This window comes from Pseudomonas sp. PK-RTE-24, from assembly GCF_054052265.1.
On record NZ_CM133224.1, the window covers coordinates 878,639 to 895,967 of the forward strand.

9 protein-coding genes are annotated in these 17,329 nt (G+C 60.1%); 2 read left to right on the forward strand and 7 right to left on the reverse strand.

Annotated elements, in window-relative coordinates; translation table 11 throughout:
• Nucleotides 1-62 precede the first annotated feature (62 nt).
• Together ACV8MC_RS03920 and ACV8MC_RS03925 are read right to left on the reverse strand one after the other, a co-directional pair.
• Nucleotides 63-3,338 carry a transglutaminase family protein gene (locus ACV8MC_RS03920; RefSeq protein ID WP_457264526.1) on the reverse strand — a complete coding sequence of 1,092 codons (3,276 nt, stop codon included), beginning with the start codon at nucleotides 3,336-3,338 and terminating at the stop codon, nucleotides 63-65.
• Between the two features lie 366 nt (nucleotides 3,339-3,704).
• Nucleotides 3,705-6,008: a YgiQ family radical SAM protein gene (locus ACV8MC_RS03925; RefSeq protein ID WP_016771932.1), complete on the reverse strand. Its 2,304-nt coding sequence runs from the start codon at nucleotides 6,006-6,008 to the stop codon at nucleotides 3,705-3,707.
• A 229-nt stretch (nucleotides 6,009-6,237) separates the two neighbouring features.
• On the opposite strand from ACV8MC_RS03925, the gene ACV8MC_RS03930 reads away from it, so the two are divergent.
• The gene (locus ACV8MC_RS03930) at nucleotides 6,238-8,943 is read left to right on the forward strand and encodes a hypothetical protein (protein ID WP_457264529.1); all 2,706 of its coding nucleotides are present in this window, start codon (nucleotides 6,238-6,240) and stop codon (nucleotides 8,941-8,943) included.
• Between the two features lie 3 nt (nucleotides 8,944-8,946).
• On the forward strand, nucleotides 8,947-13,587 hold the full coding sequence (locus tag ACV8MC_RS03935; protein WP_457264531.1) for an NEL-type E3 ubiquitin ligase domain-containing protein: 4,641 nt from the start codon (nucleotides 8,947-8,949) through the stop codon (nucleotides 13,585-13,587).
• Between the two features lie 39 nt (nucleotides 13,588-13,626).
• Here ACV8MC_RS03935 and dnaB read toward each other — a convergent pair whose 3' ends face one another.
• From dnaB to rpsF, 5 genes are all read right to left on the reverse strand, one after another.
• Nucleotides 13,627-15,024 carry a replicative DNA helicase gene (dnaB, locus tag ACV8MC_RS03940; protein WP_016771936.1) on the reverse strand — a complete coding sequence of 466 codons (1,398 nt, stop codon included), beginning with the start codon at nucleotides 15,022-15,024 and terminating at the stop codon, nucleotides 13,627-13,629.
• Nucleotides 15,025-15,143: 119 nt separating this feature from the next.
• On the reverse strand, nucleotides 15,144-15,590 hold the full coding sequence (gene rplI / locus ACV8MC_RS03945) for a 50S ribosomal protein L9 (protein WP_003221136.1): 447 nt from the start codon (nucleotides 15,588-15,590) through the stop codon (nucleotides 15,144-15,146).
• Between the two features lie 18 nt (nucleotides 15,591-15,608).
• Entirely contained in the window at nucleotides 15,609-16,502 is an 894-nt protein-coding gene (locus ACV8MC_RS03950) for a hypothetical protein (RefSeq protein ID WP_016771937.1), read from the reverse strand.
• A gap of 36 nt (nucleotides 16,503-16,538) precedes the next feature.
• Nucleotides 16,539-16,769, reverse strand: coding sequence for a 30S ribosomal protein S18 (rpsR, locus tag ACV8MC_RS03955; protein WP_002551829.1), 231 nt, complete (start codon nucleotides 16,767-16,769; stop codon nucleotides 16,539-16,541).
• A 29-nt stretch (nucleotides 16,770-16,798) separates the two neighbouring features.
• Entirely contained in the window at nucleotides 16,799-17,221 is a 423-nt protein-coding gene (gene rpsF / locus ACV8MC_RS03960) for a 30S ribosomal protein S6 (RefSeq protein ID WP_016771938.1), read from the reverse strand.
• Nucleotides 17,222-17,329: the final 108 nt, after the last annotated feature.

Here is a 17,329-nt window from a genome sequence, read left to right on the forward strand (position 1 = left end):
GGTCAGACTAACGCAGGCACATGACACGCGGATATACGAAAAATCCGCGTGTTGCGCAGGCTCTAGAAACGGCGCAGATCGATGGTCATCGGTAGCTCGTCATTGATTTCTACTTTGGGTACGGGAAGTTTCCCCGGCGTGTGTCCGAGGCGGAAAAACCGCGCCATGCGCCGGCTCTCCGCTTCATTGGCATTGACCGGCAAGGTTTCGTAATTGCGCCCGCCGGGATGGGCCACGTGATACTGGCAACCGCCCAGCGAACGCCCCATCCAGGTATCAAGCAGGTCGAACACCAACGGCGCGTGCACCGGTATGGTCGGATGCAGGCAGTTGGCTGGTTGCCAGGCCCGAAAGCGCACCCCAGCGACAAACTCACCCACCCGCCCGGTCGAGTGCAACGGCACCGCGACGCCATTACAGGTCAGCAGATAGCGCTGTGGCGGCAGGCCATTGAGCTTGACCTGCAAGCGCTCCAGCGATGAATCGACGTAGCGCACCGTGCCGCCCGCCGAGCCCTCCTCGCCCAGCACATGCCAGGGTTCAAGCGCCTGACGCAGCTCCAGCTCGATGCCATTGACGGCGTAGTCGCCGACCTTGGGAAAACGAAATTCCAGGTGCGCAGCGAACCACTCGGCGCGCAACGGGTAGCCGGCGTTGTTGAGTTCGACGATAACGTCGGCGAAATCCTGCTCGATAAAGTGCGGCAGCAGAAAGCGGTCGTGCAGCTCGGTGCCCCAGCGCGCCAGTTTCGCCGGCGCATAAGGCTCGCGCCAGAACCGCGCGACCAGCGCCCGCAGCAACAACTGCTGAGCCAGACTCATGCGCGCATGGGGCGGCATTTCAAAAGCGCGCAGTTCCAGCAAGCCAAGACGCCCGGTGGCGCCGTCCGGTGAATACAGTTTGTCGATGCAGAATTCGGCGCGATGAGTATTGCCGGTGACATCGATCAGCAAATTGCGCAGCAGTCGATCGACCAGCCACGGTGCACATTCCTCGCCCGGTTCCGGCATTTGCGCAAAGGCGATTTCCAGTTCGTACAAGGCGTCATTGCGCGCCTCATCAACCCGTGGAGCCTGGGACGTCGGACCAATGAACAACCCGGAAAACAGGTACGACAGCGAAGGATGGTTGTGCCAGTAGCTGATCAGACTGCGCAGCAGATCCGGCCGCCGCAGAAACGGTGAGTCCGCTGGTGTCGCGCCGCCGAGGACGAAATGATTGCCGCCGCCGGTACCGGTGTGGCGCCCGTCGATCATGAACTTTTCGGTGGTCAGGCGGGTTTGCCGTGCCTGTTCATAGAGAAACTCGGTGCGCTCGACCAACTCGTCCCAGCTCGCCGATGGCTGCACGTTGACCTCGATCACGCCCGGGTCCGGAGTGACACGGAAATTGCTCAGGCGCGGATCACTCGGCGGTTCATAGCCTTCCAGCAGTACCGGGCAGTGCAGTTCTTCGGCGGTGGCCTCAATGGCCGAGACCAGTTCCAGATAATCCTCGACACGCTCAAGCGGCGGCATGAACAGATACAGCCGGCCTTCGCGGGCCTCGGCGCAGAATGCGGTACGGGTCAGCCAGTCAGCGGATTCGTCGATTTTCGGCACCCGCTCATCCAGCGCAGCAGGTTCGCCGTGCACACCGAGCTGCGCCGGATCCGGCAGTTCAGCGAAGTCCTGATTCGGATCGTTGGGATGGATGAACGGATATTCCGCCGCTTTCACCCACGGCTGCGAGGCCAGCGGCAAGCGGTAACCCAGCGGCGAATCCCCCGGCACCAGGCGACAGTGCTCGTCACGCAGATACCAGCGCCCGCTCTGCCATTGATCGCCCTTGGCCGCGCGCGCCAGCGGCAGCACCTGGCCGATCACCTTGTTCAGGCCCTGACTGAAGACCTTGCGCAATCGCGCGCGCTCCAATGGCTCTTCCAGACGCGAATCTTCGGCGCTGACGTTGCCGGGCAACGCACCCTCGCGCCACAGGTAGTAGAGATGATCCTCGTAGGCCGGGAACACAAAGCGCGCAGGCAACTTCAGCCGCTCGGCGACGCTGGCGAGAAAGCGTCCGGCCAGTGCGCCGTCGGCGCCATAGTCCTGCTGTTCGTCGGCGATCAATGCGTCGTTGTGCCAGATCGGCTGACCGTCGCGGCGCCAGTAACAATTGAGCGACCAGCGCGGCAATTGCTCGCCGGGATACCACTTGCCCTGACCGAAATGCACCAGCCCCTGCGGCGTGTATTGCTTGCGCAGGCGTTGAAACAGTTCGGCGGACAGCCGGCGCTTGTCCGGCCCCAGTGCGGCGGTGTTCCATTCGGCGCCGTCCGGGTCGTCGATGGAGACGAAGGTCGGTTCGCCGCCCATGGTCAGGCGCACATCGCCTTCGAGCAGATCGGCATCGATCTGCCGGCCCAGTGCCTGGATCGCCCGCCACTGTTCATCGGTGTAAGGCTTGGTGACGCGCGGCGCTTCCCAGATTCGCTCGACCGACATTTCATGGCTGAACTGCGTCTCGCAAGGTTCGACCAGACCACTGATCGGCGCCGCCGAGGACGGATCGGGACTGCAGGCCAACGGAATATGCCCTTCCCCGGCGAACAGCCCGGACGTCGCATCAAGGCCAATCCAGCCGGCACCCGGCAAATACACCTCGCACCAGGCATGCAGGTCGGTGAAGTCGACTTCAGTGCCGGACGGGCCGTCGAGGCTTTTCACGTCGGCGGTCAGTTGAATCAGGTAGCCGGAAACAAACCGCGCCGCCAGACCGAGATTGCGCAACAGCTGCACCAGCAACCATGCCGAATCACGGCAGGAACCGGAGGCGTGTTGCAGTGTGTGCTCCGGAGTCTGCACCCCGGGCTCCATGCGGATCAGGTAGCCGATGTCTTCACTGAGGCGCTGATTGAGCGCCACCAGAAAATCCACCGCCGGCAGTGGCGTGCGGTCGATGCTGTCCAGGTAAGCCTTGAACGTTGGCGTCAGCGGCAGGGTTTCGAGGTACGGCGCCAGCTCCTTGCGTTCATCGGCGGCGTAGCTGAACGGAATTCTCTCGGCGTACGGTTCGAGGAAGAAGTCGAACGGATTGAACACCGCCATTTCCGCGACCAGATCGACTTCGATGCGCAGCTCTGCGGTTTTTTCGGGGAACACCAGACGTGCCAGGTAATTGCCCTGGGGGTCCTGCTGCCAGTTGATGAAATGCTGCTCGGGCGAGACTTTCAGCGCATAGGAAAGAATTCGCGTGCGGCTGTGGGGCGCCGGGCGCAGGCGGACGATCTGCGGGCCGAGTTCGACAGCGCGGTCGTAGCGATAATGCGTGACGTGATGCAATGCGACATGAATCGACACGGCGTGCCTCCTGCGAGCCTTGGGCGTATGGGAAAGCGCGCAAGACTTATGCCATGCACAGGCTTGCGCGCTTTCGCGAAATGCTCAAGGCAGTACAGCACCAAAACCGGGCGATGCGAGGAAATGCTTTGGCGAGTTTGCTTCTATTTGTGGCAGGCAGTCATTGATGGAAGTGTCTGAACGGGCCCCATCGCTGGCAAGCCAGCTCCCACAGGTTTCTCTGTCGCTCACAGAACGGCGGCCACTAAAGATCCCTGTGGGAGCTGGCTTGCCAGCGATGGGGCCAGTGGGCTCACTGCATTTCCTGAGGCCTGAAATGCAAAACGCCAACCCGAAGGTTGGCGTTCTGTTCAGCTCAAGCAGTGTTTAGCGCGGCACGACCGGCTTGCGTGTCGGCTTCGGCCCTTTGCCTTTGGCCGCATCCTTGCGCTCCTTGGCCGCCTGCTGGTTGCGGGCGAATGCCGCAGCCTTGGCCTGTTCACGCTTGTCCCACGGATTACCGCCATCACTGGCACGCGGCGGCAGACCGGTGTGCTGAGTGAGAATCTTGGTGGTCTTCTCTTTGGCGACCTTGTGGCTGCCGGCCGGCGTCGAGTTCTTGCGGCGGGCGCTCTGGTAGCTGTCGGTGGCCGGCTGATGCGCCGGAATCAGTTGATCCTTGCCCGGGCCGATCAGATCGGCGCGGCCCATGCGGATCAGCGCTTCACGCAGCATCGGCCAGCCTTTCGGGTCGTGATAACGCAAGAACGCCTTGTGCAGACGACGCTGATCCTCGCTCTTGACGATGGTCACGCCGTCGCTCTTGTACGTCACCTTGCGCAGCGGGTTCTTGCCCGAGTGGTACATCGCCGTGGCGGTGGCCATCGGCGACGGGTAGAACGCCTGCACCTGGTCGGCGCGGAAGCCATTGCCCTTGAGCCACAGAGCAAGGTTCATCATGTCTTCGTCGGTGGTGCCCGGGTGGGCAGCGATGAAGTACGGAATCAGGTACTGCTCCTTGCCCGCTTCCTTGGTGTACTTCTCGAACATGCGCTTGAACTTGTCATAGCTGCCGATGCCCGGCTTCATCATCTGGTTGAGCGGACCTTCCTCGGTGTGCTCCGGGGCGATCTTCAGATAACCGCCGACGTGGTGAGTCACCAGCTCCTTGACGTATTCCGGCGACTCGACGGCGAGGTCGTAACGCAAACCGGAGGCGATCAGGATCTTCTTCACACCCGGCAGGGCGCGGGCGCTGCGATACAGCTGGATCAGCGACGAGTGGTCGGTGTTCAGGTTCGGGCAGATACCGGGGAACACGCACGAAGGCTTGCGGCAGGCGGATTCGATTTCCGGGCTCTTGCAGGCGATGCGGTACATGTTCGCAGTCGGGCCGCCGAGGTCGGAAATCACGCCGGTGAAACCCGGCACCTTGTCGCGGATCTCTTCGATTTCGCGAATGATCGACTCTTCGGAACGGTTCTGGATGATGCGGCCTTCGTGCTCGGTGATCGAGCAGAAGGTGCAGCCACCAAAGCAGCCACGCATGATGTTCACCGAGAAACGGATCATGTCGTAGGCCGGGATCTTCTCCTTGCCGTACGCCGGGTGCGGCACACGGGCGTAAGGCATGCCGAACACGTAGTCCATTTCTTCGGTGGTCATCGGAATCGGCGGCGGGTTGAACCAGACATCGAGCTCGCCATGCTTCTGCACCAGCGCACGGGCGTTGCCCGGGTTGGTTTCCAGGTGCAACACGCGGTTGGCGTGGGCGTAAAGAACCGGGTCGTTGCGCACCTTCTCCATCGACGGCAGACGAATCACGGTCTTGTCACGGGTCATGCGCGGGCTGGCCAGGATCTGCACGACCTTGGCTTCCTGCGGATCTTCGACCGGGCCTTTTTCCTGCTCGATGGCGCAGGCCTGGGTGTCCTGGGTATTCACGTACGGGTTGATGATCTTGTCGACCTTGCCCGGACGGTCGATGCGCGTGGAGTCGACTTCGTACCAGCCCTGCGGCGTGTCGCGACGGATGAACGCGGTGCCGCGCACATCGGTGATGTCTTCGATCTTGTGGCCCCACGACAGACGCTGGGCAACTTCGACAATGGCCCGCTCGGCGTTGCCGTACAGCAGAATGTCGGCGCTGGCGTCGATCAGGATCGAGTTGCGCACGCGATCCTGCCAATAGTCGTAGTGGGCGATGCGGCGCAGCGAGGCTTCAATGCCGCCGAGCACGATCGGCACATGCTTGTAGGCTTCCTTGCAGCGCTGGCTGTAGACCAGACTGGCGCGATCCGGACGCTTGCCGGCCATGCCGCCGGGCGTGTACGCGTCATCGGAACGGATTTTCTTGTCCGCGGTGTAGCGGTTGATCATCGAGTCCATGTTGCCCGCCGCGACGCCGAAGAACAGGTTCGGCTCGCCGAGCTTCATGAAGTCGTCTTTGGACTGCCAGTTCGGCTGCGCGATGATCCCGACGCGGAAGCCTTGCGACTCCAGCAGCCGGCCGATGATCGCCATGCCGAACGACGGATGATCGACGTAGGCATCACCGGTAACAATGATGATGTCGCACGAATCCCAGCCGAGCTGATCCATCTCCTCCCTGCTCATCGGCAGGAATGGCGCTGGCCCGAAACATTCGGCCCAATATTTTGGATAGTCAAATAACGGCTTGGCTGCTTGCATGTCGACGACCGGTGTTGAAGTGAAAAATCGCGGGCGCGGAATATAGCACAAATTTTGACCAATTCCGACGACGGTGGTCGGTTTCTCTGCGAGCTGGTCTCGCGCAGCCAGCCCGCGACACATCACGCGTTTTCGCTGAGCGTACGACGCACCAAAACGGCAAGGAAGCCGCCCGCCCGCAGCACTCCCCCGGGAGTAACGGGGCATTCAACGTAAAGGAAGACAGGCAATGTCACCCAAACCGCCAATCAGAGGCATCACTACCGTCTCGGTCCATAATCCGCGACCCGATTATTCGCTAGCCCGGCCTGGTTTCCCCCTGTCCTTCGATGGCACGTCGGGGCTCAGGATTCCCACGCGCCCGACGACAACGATCGCAACAGCGATCGATCTCGTGCTCAACCACATTATCCCCATGCCTGCGCGGGCGGCGGTCAGAACGGCGGCGGTAGCGCAATCTGTTGCCTTTGTGCACGACCGCCCTTTGAAGGATTACTGGATCACTTCGCTGGTTGTGCTGCCGGCGGCCGATGCCGAAGGCATGTCGACGCTCAATGGACGCCAGTATGTCCAGGTACCGGAGGGTGGCACCGTACAGGTGAGTCTGGACTCGGCCAGCGGTTTCTACCGGGCAAAATTGCCCAGCGAATTGCACGCGTCGGGACCGCTATTGCGCTTCGATACCGACAGCCGTCTCTGGCAGCCCATCGACACCTCGGCGCCCTCCACCTACCCCTTGTCCACTACCCGGCTGGAGGCGTTTCGCACCGATCTGGATTTCAGCACGGTCGAGCCGGACGGCGATGGCCTGTTGCGCTTCAACGGCAAACTCTATGTGCAGATCGAGAGCTACGCCTATCAGGTTCTGCATGATCTCGACGCCTCGACACCGCACAGAGCGGTGATGCGCATCGTTCGTCCTGAAGATCCGATCGCCGCCGATGCGACAAACGTTTACGTCGCATCACGTTTCGGCAGGTCGGAAGCGATTACTTTCAATGCTCAATCCGGCTGGCGCGGGACCGCCTTGACAGGTGTAGCCGGAATGCCGAGAGGCGCAGCGGCGCGACCCTCAGACTTATGGCTGCATCTGGAGGTGACAGTCGCACTCGAGGGTATCAACAAGCGGATCAAGCAGGATCAGGATAAACGTGAACAGCTGATAAACGCCTGGCTGGAGGCGAGTAACGCGCAGGGAGAGCATGCGCAAACCGTTCGACGCGAAACAATGGCGCTGCTTGATCGCGAGGTTCACTGCCACAAAGAACTGAAACACCTTGGAAAGGCGCTGAAATACTACGAGGAGCAAAAATCCTCGATCAAGCGCTTCATGAAGCAGGACGCTTACCTGAAAAACATAATCAGGCTGCAAAAAAAACAGATGCTCGCCTATCAGCAACTGATCGAATGCGGATTGACGCGCCACGCCCTGGAGGGTCCGATGATCGACCTCGACCCGGAGCGGCTTCCGCGAACAGTCAACGTTCTGGGCAGGATGCTGAGTCATCTGAAAGAGCGCCAGCAAATCGCCGACAATCTGGTGAACAAATGGCGGGTCTCTCCAGACGAGTTCAGCGCGGATGTTCTTTCACCAATGGACACCCATAACGTTGTTGCCTCCTGGGTCCTGACCAAAAGTCTGATGCTGGATACCCCACAATCGGCCGGCAACGCCCCTCTGGCATCGGAACTGGCCACCCGCTTTGGTCAGGTGACCTTTGTTTACGGAGCGCTTGGCGCAGTTCCCGAGGTTTCCCACCCTGCCGTATTGAATAACCTGTTCCAGGAATGCACAGCCATCCGCCACTGGTTCGAACGCCTTGATCTGGCACCGGGGGAGCAGCACGCCACTTCACGCAGGGAGATCACTGCGGAAATCGAAATATTCGAGCAGACGCTGGTAGGCCGCTTGAACCAGTTTCTCCATCAGGCTGACCGTCCGGTGCTGACGTTCGACCAGCAGAACATTGATTTCGAGTTCATTCCGGCCCAGGACAGAAGCGGTCTCCAACCGCCGCCCAAGCTCATCTTTCGGGCAAAGAAAAACGGCGTCTACAAGCTCAATGTCGGCGAGTCTCGACGCACCGCGCAAAACGAAGAGGTGATTGAGGTCCGCAACCTCCACAATCCCAGGCAGCCGTCACAGACCTATGACCGAGGACGCGGTGAATGGCGTTCGCCGCGGACAACGCCGCAGAGGAGCTTGCCGTCATTGGTTGCCGAAGCCACTCGGCACCTTGACCGTGTCGACGCGCATGTCCGCGCTGCCCTCCACGAAGAACGGCAAAGAAACCATCCGGACAACATTGTCGAGATGCTCGAAAGCAGCGCCGGGGCAATGGATGACACCGTATTGCAGTTGCAGCGGGCGGAACTGGCCCATGATGAGACCACCGCGCTGATTCGACGCCTGCAGGACGCCAGTGAACGTCTGCGCAATGAGGGCGAAACCATCCGCCTGCGAATCTATAAGGACAAGCATGTTCTGAACGTCGACCGACTGCTGTACCTGATCGACAAGGGCCACGTGAACGCCCGGAAAATCGAGAGCCGATTGAAACGTGGCAAGGGTTCGGACCGGCAATATCTCGACATCTATCTAGTCACCGATGCACATACCCACGATCCCCTCTGGCACGCACATTTTCATTATGCGAGACAGGATTCCCCGGACTTGAATTTCAACGTGCGCGGCGCGCATTTGAAAACCCTTGAACAAAGCAGCAGGGGTATTCAATCGCAGCGCAGGGAAGAACTGGCGCAGCGGCCGCATCAACCTGTCTGGCGCGAATATCTCGATGGACGCACAGCGCAGAAAATCTTCGACCTGGCCGCCGCCTCCGCTCACCCGATGACACAGCCTCAGGCAATGACGCCGAACAGGCCGGCAGCTTCCGCTGAAGAAGCTACCGTGCAACGACTACAAGGAATGTAAGACATGCCAAGCAAACCGCCGTCGAAAGTGACGCTTCCCGGTCATTCACATATTCGACCGGACACATCCATGGATACGCCCCCGCCACGCCTCAACCTGACCCCGCGCCCCGGCCTGGATCCGACCACGTTGAGCGGCCCGTCAATCCGCGCGAACAGGCCCACAGACGGTATCGATCCTGATGCAATCGTTCCTGCTCCCAACGTCACAGTGCAGGCGATTGCTTCAATGCATGACGCCTTCGCTCATGTGGGCCACCCGCCTGAGCATTACCGGCTCAGTGCAACGATCGGCTTGCCCGATGCCGACGCTGAAGGCCTGAGAACATTCAAGGGCCGCCATTACGTGGAAATGACCGATGGTGGCTTCGTGCAGGTGGGCAAGGATGCGCAGAGCGGCCTCTGGCGCGCCAGGCTGGCCAGTGAATCGATCCCCTCCGGACCGCTGATGCTGCACGACCCCGACAATGGTCGATGGCATGCGCTGGAGTTTTCGCAACCAAGCACCTTCGCTTTATCGGGGGCGCGTCTGCAGGCGTTTCGCACGCCGCTCGACTTCAGCACCAGCTCACCCGACAGCGACGGGCTGCACCGCCATGACGGCAAGCTCTATGCAGTGATCGATAATCACGGCTATCAGGTCTTGCACGATCCCGATGCATCGACGCCTCTGGCCGAAGTGATGCGCATCGTTCGCCCGCAAGATCCTGTCGCCGCCGACGTCGACAACATCTACAGCGCTACGCGCCCTGGCAGATCCGAGCCTGTGGTGTTCGATGCCCGTCAGGGCTGGCAAGGCATCTTAGTCGGCGGAGCCGGCGGAATGCAGCGTGGCAGTCCCGACCAACCGGCTTCACCGGGGCTGCGGGAACGGCTCAACACCGCGTTCAACCGACTGCGCACGCCACAATCGCGACTGCGAAAACTTTATCCCTCTCTGGACAGCGAGCAGATCCGCACGCTGCTGAGCCCCCACAGCGACGATGTACAAGGCTTCTTGACCCGCGTCGAGACTGAATACAAGACCTTGAAGCTGGAACTCGCGACGTGGCTGAAGACCAGTACGCTGGCCGGCGGGGCGGCCCATCCCTCGGTGGAGCGCGCCGCGCAAGAGATCAAGCGTTGCTGGAAACGGCAGACGGGAACAACGCTGCAGCTGGATCTTGGCGGCGCCGGCATCGCTGCGCTCTCGGCAGATTTCAGCCATGTACGCACGCTGCACTTGCAGGCGGTGGCATGGTCGGCGGGCTCCGAAACTTTTCTCAAGCGGTTCACAGCCCTTGAGCGCTTGAAAATCAACGCTTCGGCGCTCGATACACCGCCGGCGAACCTCACGCAGATGCCCGGCCTGAAGGAACTGGACCTGCGAGCGAACCGCATTGAACTGAGCGAGCAAACCGCCGGCGAGCTGGCTTCGCTCAGCCAACTGGAAAACCTTGATCTGTCGGACAACCCGCTGGGCAAGACCCTGAACTTCAGCGGCATGCTCCAGCTCAAGACCGTGAGTCTGCGCAAAACCGGGCTGGATGAATGGCCAACGGGGCTGCGAGATCAGCTAGCGATAGAGTCAATCGATCTGCGCGACAACCGATTGCGCGAAATTCCGCAGACAATCATCAACCCGGCGAGTGATCAGTTGCTCGACATCGCCAACATCAACCGCGTCACCCTGATCGAAGGCAATCCCTTCGCCAGCGGTTATTGGCGGCGACTGGAAGTCTATTGGCAGCGGGTTACGGCGCAATACCCGGCACTGATCACCAGCGCACGCACGGCTGCATTCCGGATTGATGGCGACATTCCAGAAGTCGCCATGCTGCTGCAGATGCATCCAGAGAGAACCCCGCAAACTGCCCGGGAATACCTGATCGGTCTGGGGGATGATGCAGAAGCCACGATCAGCCGGCGTTTCGAGGAGTTCAAGGTGCTCGACGCACAGCTGCAGGCTTACGTCGCCGACAGCACGTCGGCAGCATCCAGCGCCGCCGGCCAGGAAAAGCTTCGGGCAGAATACATTGCCCGGACTATCAAGGACTGCTGGCTCCAGGAATCGACGTCGCTCATGCTGCCAGCAGTGAACGGACCGCTACCGTCACTGACTGCCGACTTCAGTCGGTTGAAAATGCTCATCCTCAATAACGTCGTCTGGTCCGACACTGCCGACACGTTCCTGTCGCGGTTGCCTGATCTGGACATTCTGACGATCACCCGCTCCGGCCTGAAAAAATTGCCCGCAGCCATCAGCGGGATGAGCCGGCTCGCCCACCTCAATCTGACTGAAAACCAGATAAAACTCGATGAGCACAGCGCTGGTGCATTGAGTGCATTGCATCAGCTGGTTACCGTCAAGCTCTCTGACAACCCACTGCAGATACCGCCCGATTTCAGCGCGATGTCCGGACTGCAGACACTGGAGCTGAGGAACACCGGAATCAGCGAGTGGCCCCTCGGGCTGGCTGACAAGACCACCTTGACCGGCGTCGACCTCAGCAACAATAAACTGCGCAACGTCCCCGACGCGCATATCAACCCGCCTGCCGATCAATTGGCTGTGGTCGCGCGGATCAACAACCGCACGCTGATTGAGGGCAACGACTTCCCTTCGCCTTACTGGAGAAAGTTCGATGGCTACTGGCGAAGACTCAATGAACTGCATCCCGAGTTGATGACTCCAGCCCACCCCGCCGTATTCGATACTGAGAACTCGCGAGCGCAACGCTACCGAAGACTGTTTCCGGGCAAAAGCATCAAGGCCTGCCGGGATTTTATCTGGAGCCATGACAAGGGCACTGTCGCGACCAGGCTGTTGGCGCTCGAGCAGGATTTCGCCGTGCTGAAAAACCAGTTGGATGACTGGGTTTTTTCCGGAGGCAGCAATCGTCTGCGCTATATCCGCGTCAATCAATTGCACGCCAACACTCAAACCCGCAATGAGCGCATCGAGGCACGGGACCGGATCATCAGTTGCTGGCGACGTGAAACGCCCGAGCAACACGCCTTCGACGGCACGCCGATAGGTCTTGAACTGGATTTGAGCGGTTTGACACTGCCAACCCTGCCGGATCTGAGCAGCGACTTCAGCCATGTCGGCTCACTCAAACTCAACAACATGAATCTCACCGAATCCCCGGAAGGTTTCCTGACCCGCTTCCGGCATTTGCGCTGGCTGAACATGGCGAACAATCGACTCAGGGATCTCCCTCCGGCGATCGGCGAGATGCACGGGATGACGCGGTTGTTCCTGCAGGGCAATCAACTGGAACTCACCGCCGAGACCGCGCAGATACTGGCCGGGAGAACCACTCTGAGGGCCTTGTGGATTCACGACAACCCGCACTTGAGCGTGAGCCCGGATTTCAGTGCGATCACTGACATGCGCGAGGTCGACATGTCCAATACGGGCATCGAAAGCTGGCCAACCGGACTGTTCGATCAGCCCCTGCTGGGCAAGGTCCATCTGAACGACAACCGGATCACGAGTCTGCCCGACTTTGTCGTCGCACCGGCAGCGGATCGCCTGACGCATTCGATTCAGGTCAACAGTGGCACTCAGATAAGCGGTAATCCCCTGAGCGCATACACACGAGAACGCCTGGCCGGCTACGGTGAATGGCTGAACCGCTCCGCAGCATCGCTCTACAATCCATTGAACCTGCTGACGACTTCTCTTTCGGCAGCCCACCCGCAAGCAGTGGCAACGAACTCTGTTTCGGTCTATCCGCAGTTGACCGTCGGCATGACGGCAGACGAGGCGATGATTCGCGCCGAGCAATTGAACAGGCTCAAAGCACAGGTGGGCTCAGATGGCTTTTTCAACATCATTTCCAAGCTCGCCCACCATGCCGATTTCCGCCGACAGATCTGGGACGTGGTCGATGCGATCAGCGAGAACAGCGTGCAGACACGTGCGCTGCGCAGAGACGTTTTTGATCGCGCCTGCGAGGCTGGCTGCACTGACCTTGCCGCTGCCACGTTTACAGACATGCAAGTACTGACCATGACGCACAAGGCGCGAATGCAGGCGAGGCAAGACGGCGATGGTGCTCGATTGGTGGACCTGTCCAGAAGCCTGTTCAGACTCAGACAGGTCGATGATCTGGCCGCAGCCGAAATCGCTGCGAGCAGGGCAATCGTCGACGATCCGCAAACTTCAGCGAGGGAGCGCAATATCCATCAGCTGCGCTTGCGCGACCCGCACGAGATGACGATGGCCTACCGCTTTGGGCTCAAGGATCGGCTGCAGTTACCGTTTCAGCCGCAGACGCTGTCCTTTATCGGCATGGCCGGCGTCACATCGCCGATGCTGGAAGTGGCCTACCGAAAGGTCATCGCCTTGAACGACTCCCCCGATGAATTTCAGGCTCTGGTATCGATGGATTTCTGGCAGGACTTCATCACGCACAAATACTCGTCCCGGTTCGACGCCGCACGTCAGCCCTATCAACAGAAACAGGCCGCACTGGACGCGCAGTCTGCGACAAATGCCCTGACCGAAACCGAATATCAGGCGCAAACCAATGACGTCACAGCACAGCTGGCCATCAGCGAAGCGACGCTGATCCAGGCACTGACCCGCGAGGAAATTCGCCCCGGTGACGGAGTCGAAACAACTGCAAGCAGCGAGACGGCAGCTTCGGCCGATTGAAACCGACCACGACAGCAGGCCGGATGATCCGGTCTGCTGTTACTCGTCGTCGTCGAAGTTGTAACTGCCCGGCGCGAGGTTTTCGAAGCGCGTGTACTTGCCGATGAACGCCAGCCGAATAAACCCGATCGGGCCGTTACGCTGTTTGCCGATGATGATTTCGGCAATGCCCTTGTGCTCGGTTTCCGGGTGATACACCTCGTCGCGATAAACGAACATGATCACGTCGGCGTCCTGCTCGATCGCTCCGGATTCGCGCAAGTCGGAGTTGACCGGGCGTTTGTTCGGGCGCTGTTCGAGGGAACGATTGAGCTGCGACAGGGCGACTACCGGGCAGTTGAATTCCTTGGCCAGCGCTTTCAGCGATCGCGAAATCTCGGAAATTTCGTTGGTGCGGTTGTCACCGCTGGAACCGGGGATCTGCATCAGTTGCAGGTAGTCGATCATGATCAAGCCGACATCGCCGTGCTCACGCACCAGACGCCGGGTCCGCGCGCGCATTTCCGAAGGGCTGATACCGGCGGTGTCATCGATGAACAGTTTGCGATCGTTGAGCAGGTTGACCGCTGACGTCAGGCGCGGCCAGTCGTCATCTTCGAGCTGGCCGGAACGCACCTTGGTCTGGTCGATTCGGCCGAGCGAAGACAGCATACGCATGATCAGCGATTCGCCTGGCATCTCGAGGGAGTAAACCAGGACAGCCTTCTCGCTGCGCAACACGGCGTTTTCCACGAGGTTCATCGCGAAGGTGGTTTTACCCATCGACGGACGGCCGGCGACGATAATCAGGTCGGACGGCTGCAAGCCGCTGGTCTTTTCATCGAGGTCGGTGTAACCCGTAGACAGGCCGGTGATGGCGTCGGCGGTGTTGAACAAGGTATCGATCCGGTCGATGGCCTTGGTCAGCAGCTCGTTGACGCCGACCGGGCCGCCGGTCTTCGGCCGCGCTTCGGCGATCTGGAAGATCTGCCGTTCAGCTTCATCGAGGATCTCTTCGGCGGTGCGGCCTTCGGGGTTGAAGGCGCTGTCGGCGATCTCGGTGCTGATGCCGATCAGTTGGCGCAACGTCGCACGCTGGCGGACGATCTGCGCATAGGCCTTGATGTTGGCGACGGACGGGGTGTTTTTCGCCAGTTCGCCAAGATAGCCGAGGCCGCCGACTTGCGACGTCTGACCTTCCTTGTCCAGCTGTTCGGCAAGGGTCACGACGTCGATCGGCGAGTTCTGATCGGCCAGTTTGGCGATCGCTCGGAAGATCAGACGGTGGTCATGTCGATAGAAATCGCCATCGGAGACTTGATCGAGCACGCGTTCCCAGGCGTTGTTGTCCAGCATCAGACCACCGAGTACAGCCTGTTCAGCCTCGATGGAATGCGGCGGCACCTTCAGGGCAGCGGTTTGCAGATCGTATTGCTCGGGAGCGGAGATATCGTTCATGGCCACTTGAGTATTAGTGAAAAGCAGGGAATTCAGAAAGACAAAGGGCACGACCTGTAAACAGGATCGTGCCCGATGTTAACCGTCTGACGGACAAGCCGCCAGCCGATCCGTGTTGCTTAAGCTGCTACCACGACAACGCGTACGGTGGCTTCAACTTCGGCGTGCAGGTGCACGGCCACGTCGAATTCACCCACGTTGCGGATGGTGCCGTTCGGCAGACGAACTTCGCTCTTCTGCACTTCAACGCCGGAGGCGGTCAGTGCGTCAGCGATGTCGTGAGTACCGATCGAACCGAACAGCTTGCCTTCGTCGCCAGCGGTGGCAGTGATGGTCACTTCCAGCTCGGCCAGTTGGGCAGCACGGCTTTCAGCCGATGCCTTACGGTCTGCGGCGGCTTTTTCCAGCTCGGCGCGACGCTCTTCGAACGCAGCCAGGTTGGCAGCGGTCGCAGCGGTAGCCTTGCCGAAAGGCAGCAGGTAGTTACGGCCGTAACCGGCCTTAACGTTTACTTTGTCGCCCAGGTTGCCCAGGTTGGCGATTTTTTCCAGAAGGATCAGTTGCATGTGAAAATCCTCTAACTTTTAACCTTCACCGTTCGCGCTGTCGGTGTCTTTCGACACGTGACGACCGCGAAAATCAATCAGGCTGTCGACAATGGCCAGAACCACGAGCAACGGATAGATCAGCTGCATGAACAACAGCAGCGTGACGTACAACCCCACCAGCCAGAAACCGGCCAGTCGCTTCTGCCCGACCAGCCCGTGAATCAGGGCCAGCCCGGCGAACACCAGCGGTACACTGCACAACGGCGTCAACATGGCCATCTGTGCACCGAGATTCGGGCCCAGAAGCATCAACGCCAGCAGTAACATCGCCGGCCCCAGCGGGATGCGGATGGCGCGAAACTCGCGACCGAAACCACCCGGGTTGTACAACAACGCCTGCCAATGCCGCCCGACAATCAGGCTCAGCACGCTGACGATCTGCAACAAGGCCGCAATCAGTCCGGTCAGGACCGGTGCAATCAGGGACGCGAAACGCGCTTGCTCATCGACCGACAATTGCTTGTAGGTCTCACCAAGAAGCGCCGGCATGACCTTTATGAGGGCCTGCGCGAGCATCTCGATCTGGGCCGCAAACGCGACCCCGAGCACCACTGAAAACACCACTCCGATCACTACGCTGACCAGCAGCGTGCGGACCCAGGATTCGCTTGCGCGCAAAACCAACGCAAGCCCCGAAGACCCCAGCAGCACCAGAAGTGCCCGTGGGTCGTCGGCATACAGCCACCAGATCAATGCCGGCAGCAGTCCCAGTGACAGAACGCCAAGGGCGTCCGTCAATCCGCGCCGCAGCAGCACAAGGCTCCCGGCGGCAGCACCCAACCAATACAACAACGGCAATGTTGCACATCCGGCCACCACGAGAGTGGCCTGCATTCGGCCTCGCATGATGAACTCAGCTAAGGCGCGCATGCATTCAATCCTTTGCTACTTGTCGACTGCCCGGTCTCAGCGGCCGTGGCTGTCGGTGTAGGCCAGCAGGGCCAGGAAGCGGGCGCGCTTGATAGCGGTGGCCAGCTGACGCTGATAACGAGCTTTGGTACCGGTGATGCGGCTTGGAACGATTTTGCCGGTCTCGGATACGTAGGCTTTCAGAGTGTTGAGATCTTTGTAATCGATCTCTTTCACGTCTTCAGCGGTGAAGCGGCAGAATTTACGACGACGGAAGAAACGTGCCATTTGATAGGCTCCTTAATAAGGTCCGTGGATTACTCGTCAGCGTTATCGCTGTTGTCGCTGTCATCACTGTCGGTGCCTTCGGCGCCTTCGTGCTCAGGACGGTCGCGACGCTCACGGCGCTCACTGCGGTTTTCTTCAGCCTTGAGCATCTCGGACTGGCCGGTAACGGCTTCGTCGCGACGGATGACCAGGTTACGGATCACTGCATCGTTGTAGCGGAAGTTGTCTTCCAGCTCGGCCAGGGCCTTGCCAGTGCACTCAACGTTCAGCATCACGTAGTGAGCCTTGTGAACATTGTTGATTGCGTAGGCCAGTTGACGACGGCCCCAGTCTTCCAGACGGTGGATTTTGCCGCCGTCTTCTTCGATCAGCTTGGTGTAACGCTCAACCATGCCGCCGACTTGCTCGCTCTGATCCGGGTGGACCAGAAAGATGATTTCGTAATGACGCATGAATGCTCCTTACGGGTTGTAGCCTGCCGCTCAAAAACGGTCAGACAAGGAGTGAATGACACTTATGGACTTGCTGGCGCGGGGCACATGCGTGCCTGCCGTCACAGC

What these genes read in the sequence shown, in the direction of transcription:
- dnaB (WP_016771936.1), bottom strand. Translation starts at nt 15,024, where the DNA reads ATGAACGATATCTCCGCTCCCGAGCAATACGATCTGCAAACCGCTGCC.
- rpsF (WP_016771938.1), bottom strand. Translation starts at nt 17,221, where the DNA reads ATGCGTCATTACGAAATCATCTTTCTGGTCCACCCGGATCAGAGCGAG.
- ACV8MC_RS03925 (WP_016771932.1), bottom strand. Translation starts at nt 6,008, where the DNA reads ATGCAAGCAGCCAAGCCGTTATTTGACTATCCAAAATATTGGGCCGAA.
- ACV8MC_RS03930 (WP_457264529.1), top strand. Translation starts at nt 6,238, where the DNA reads ATGTCACCCAAACCGCCAATCAGAGGCATCACTACCGTCTCGGTCCAT.
- ACV8MC_RS03935 (WP_457264531.1), top strand. Translation starts at nt 8,947, where the DNA reads ATGCCAAGCAAACCGCCGTCGAAAGTGACGCTTCCCGGTCATTCACAT.
- rplI (WP_003221136.1), bottom strand. Translation starts at nt 15,590, where the DNA reads ATGCAACTGATCCTTCTGGAAAAAATCGCCAACCTGGGCAACCTGGGC.
- ACV8MC_RS03950 (WP_016771937.1), bottom strand. Translation starts at nt 16,502, where the DNA reads ATGCGCGCCTTAGCTGAGTTCATCATGCGAGGCCGAATGCAGGCCACT.
- rpsR (WP_002551829.1), bottom strand. Translation starts at nt 16,769, where the DNA reads ATGGCACGTTTCTTCCGTCGTCGTAAATTCTGCCGCTTCACCGCTGAA.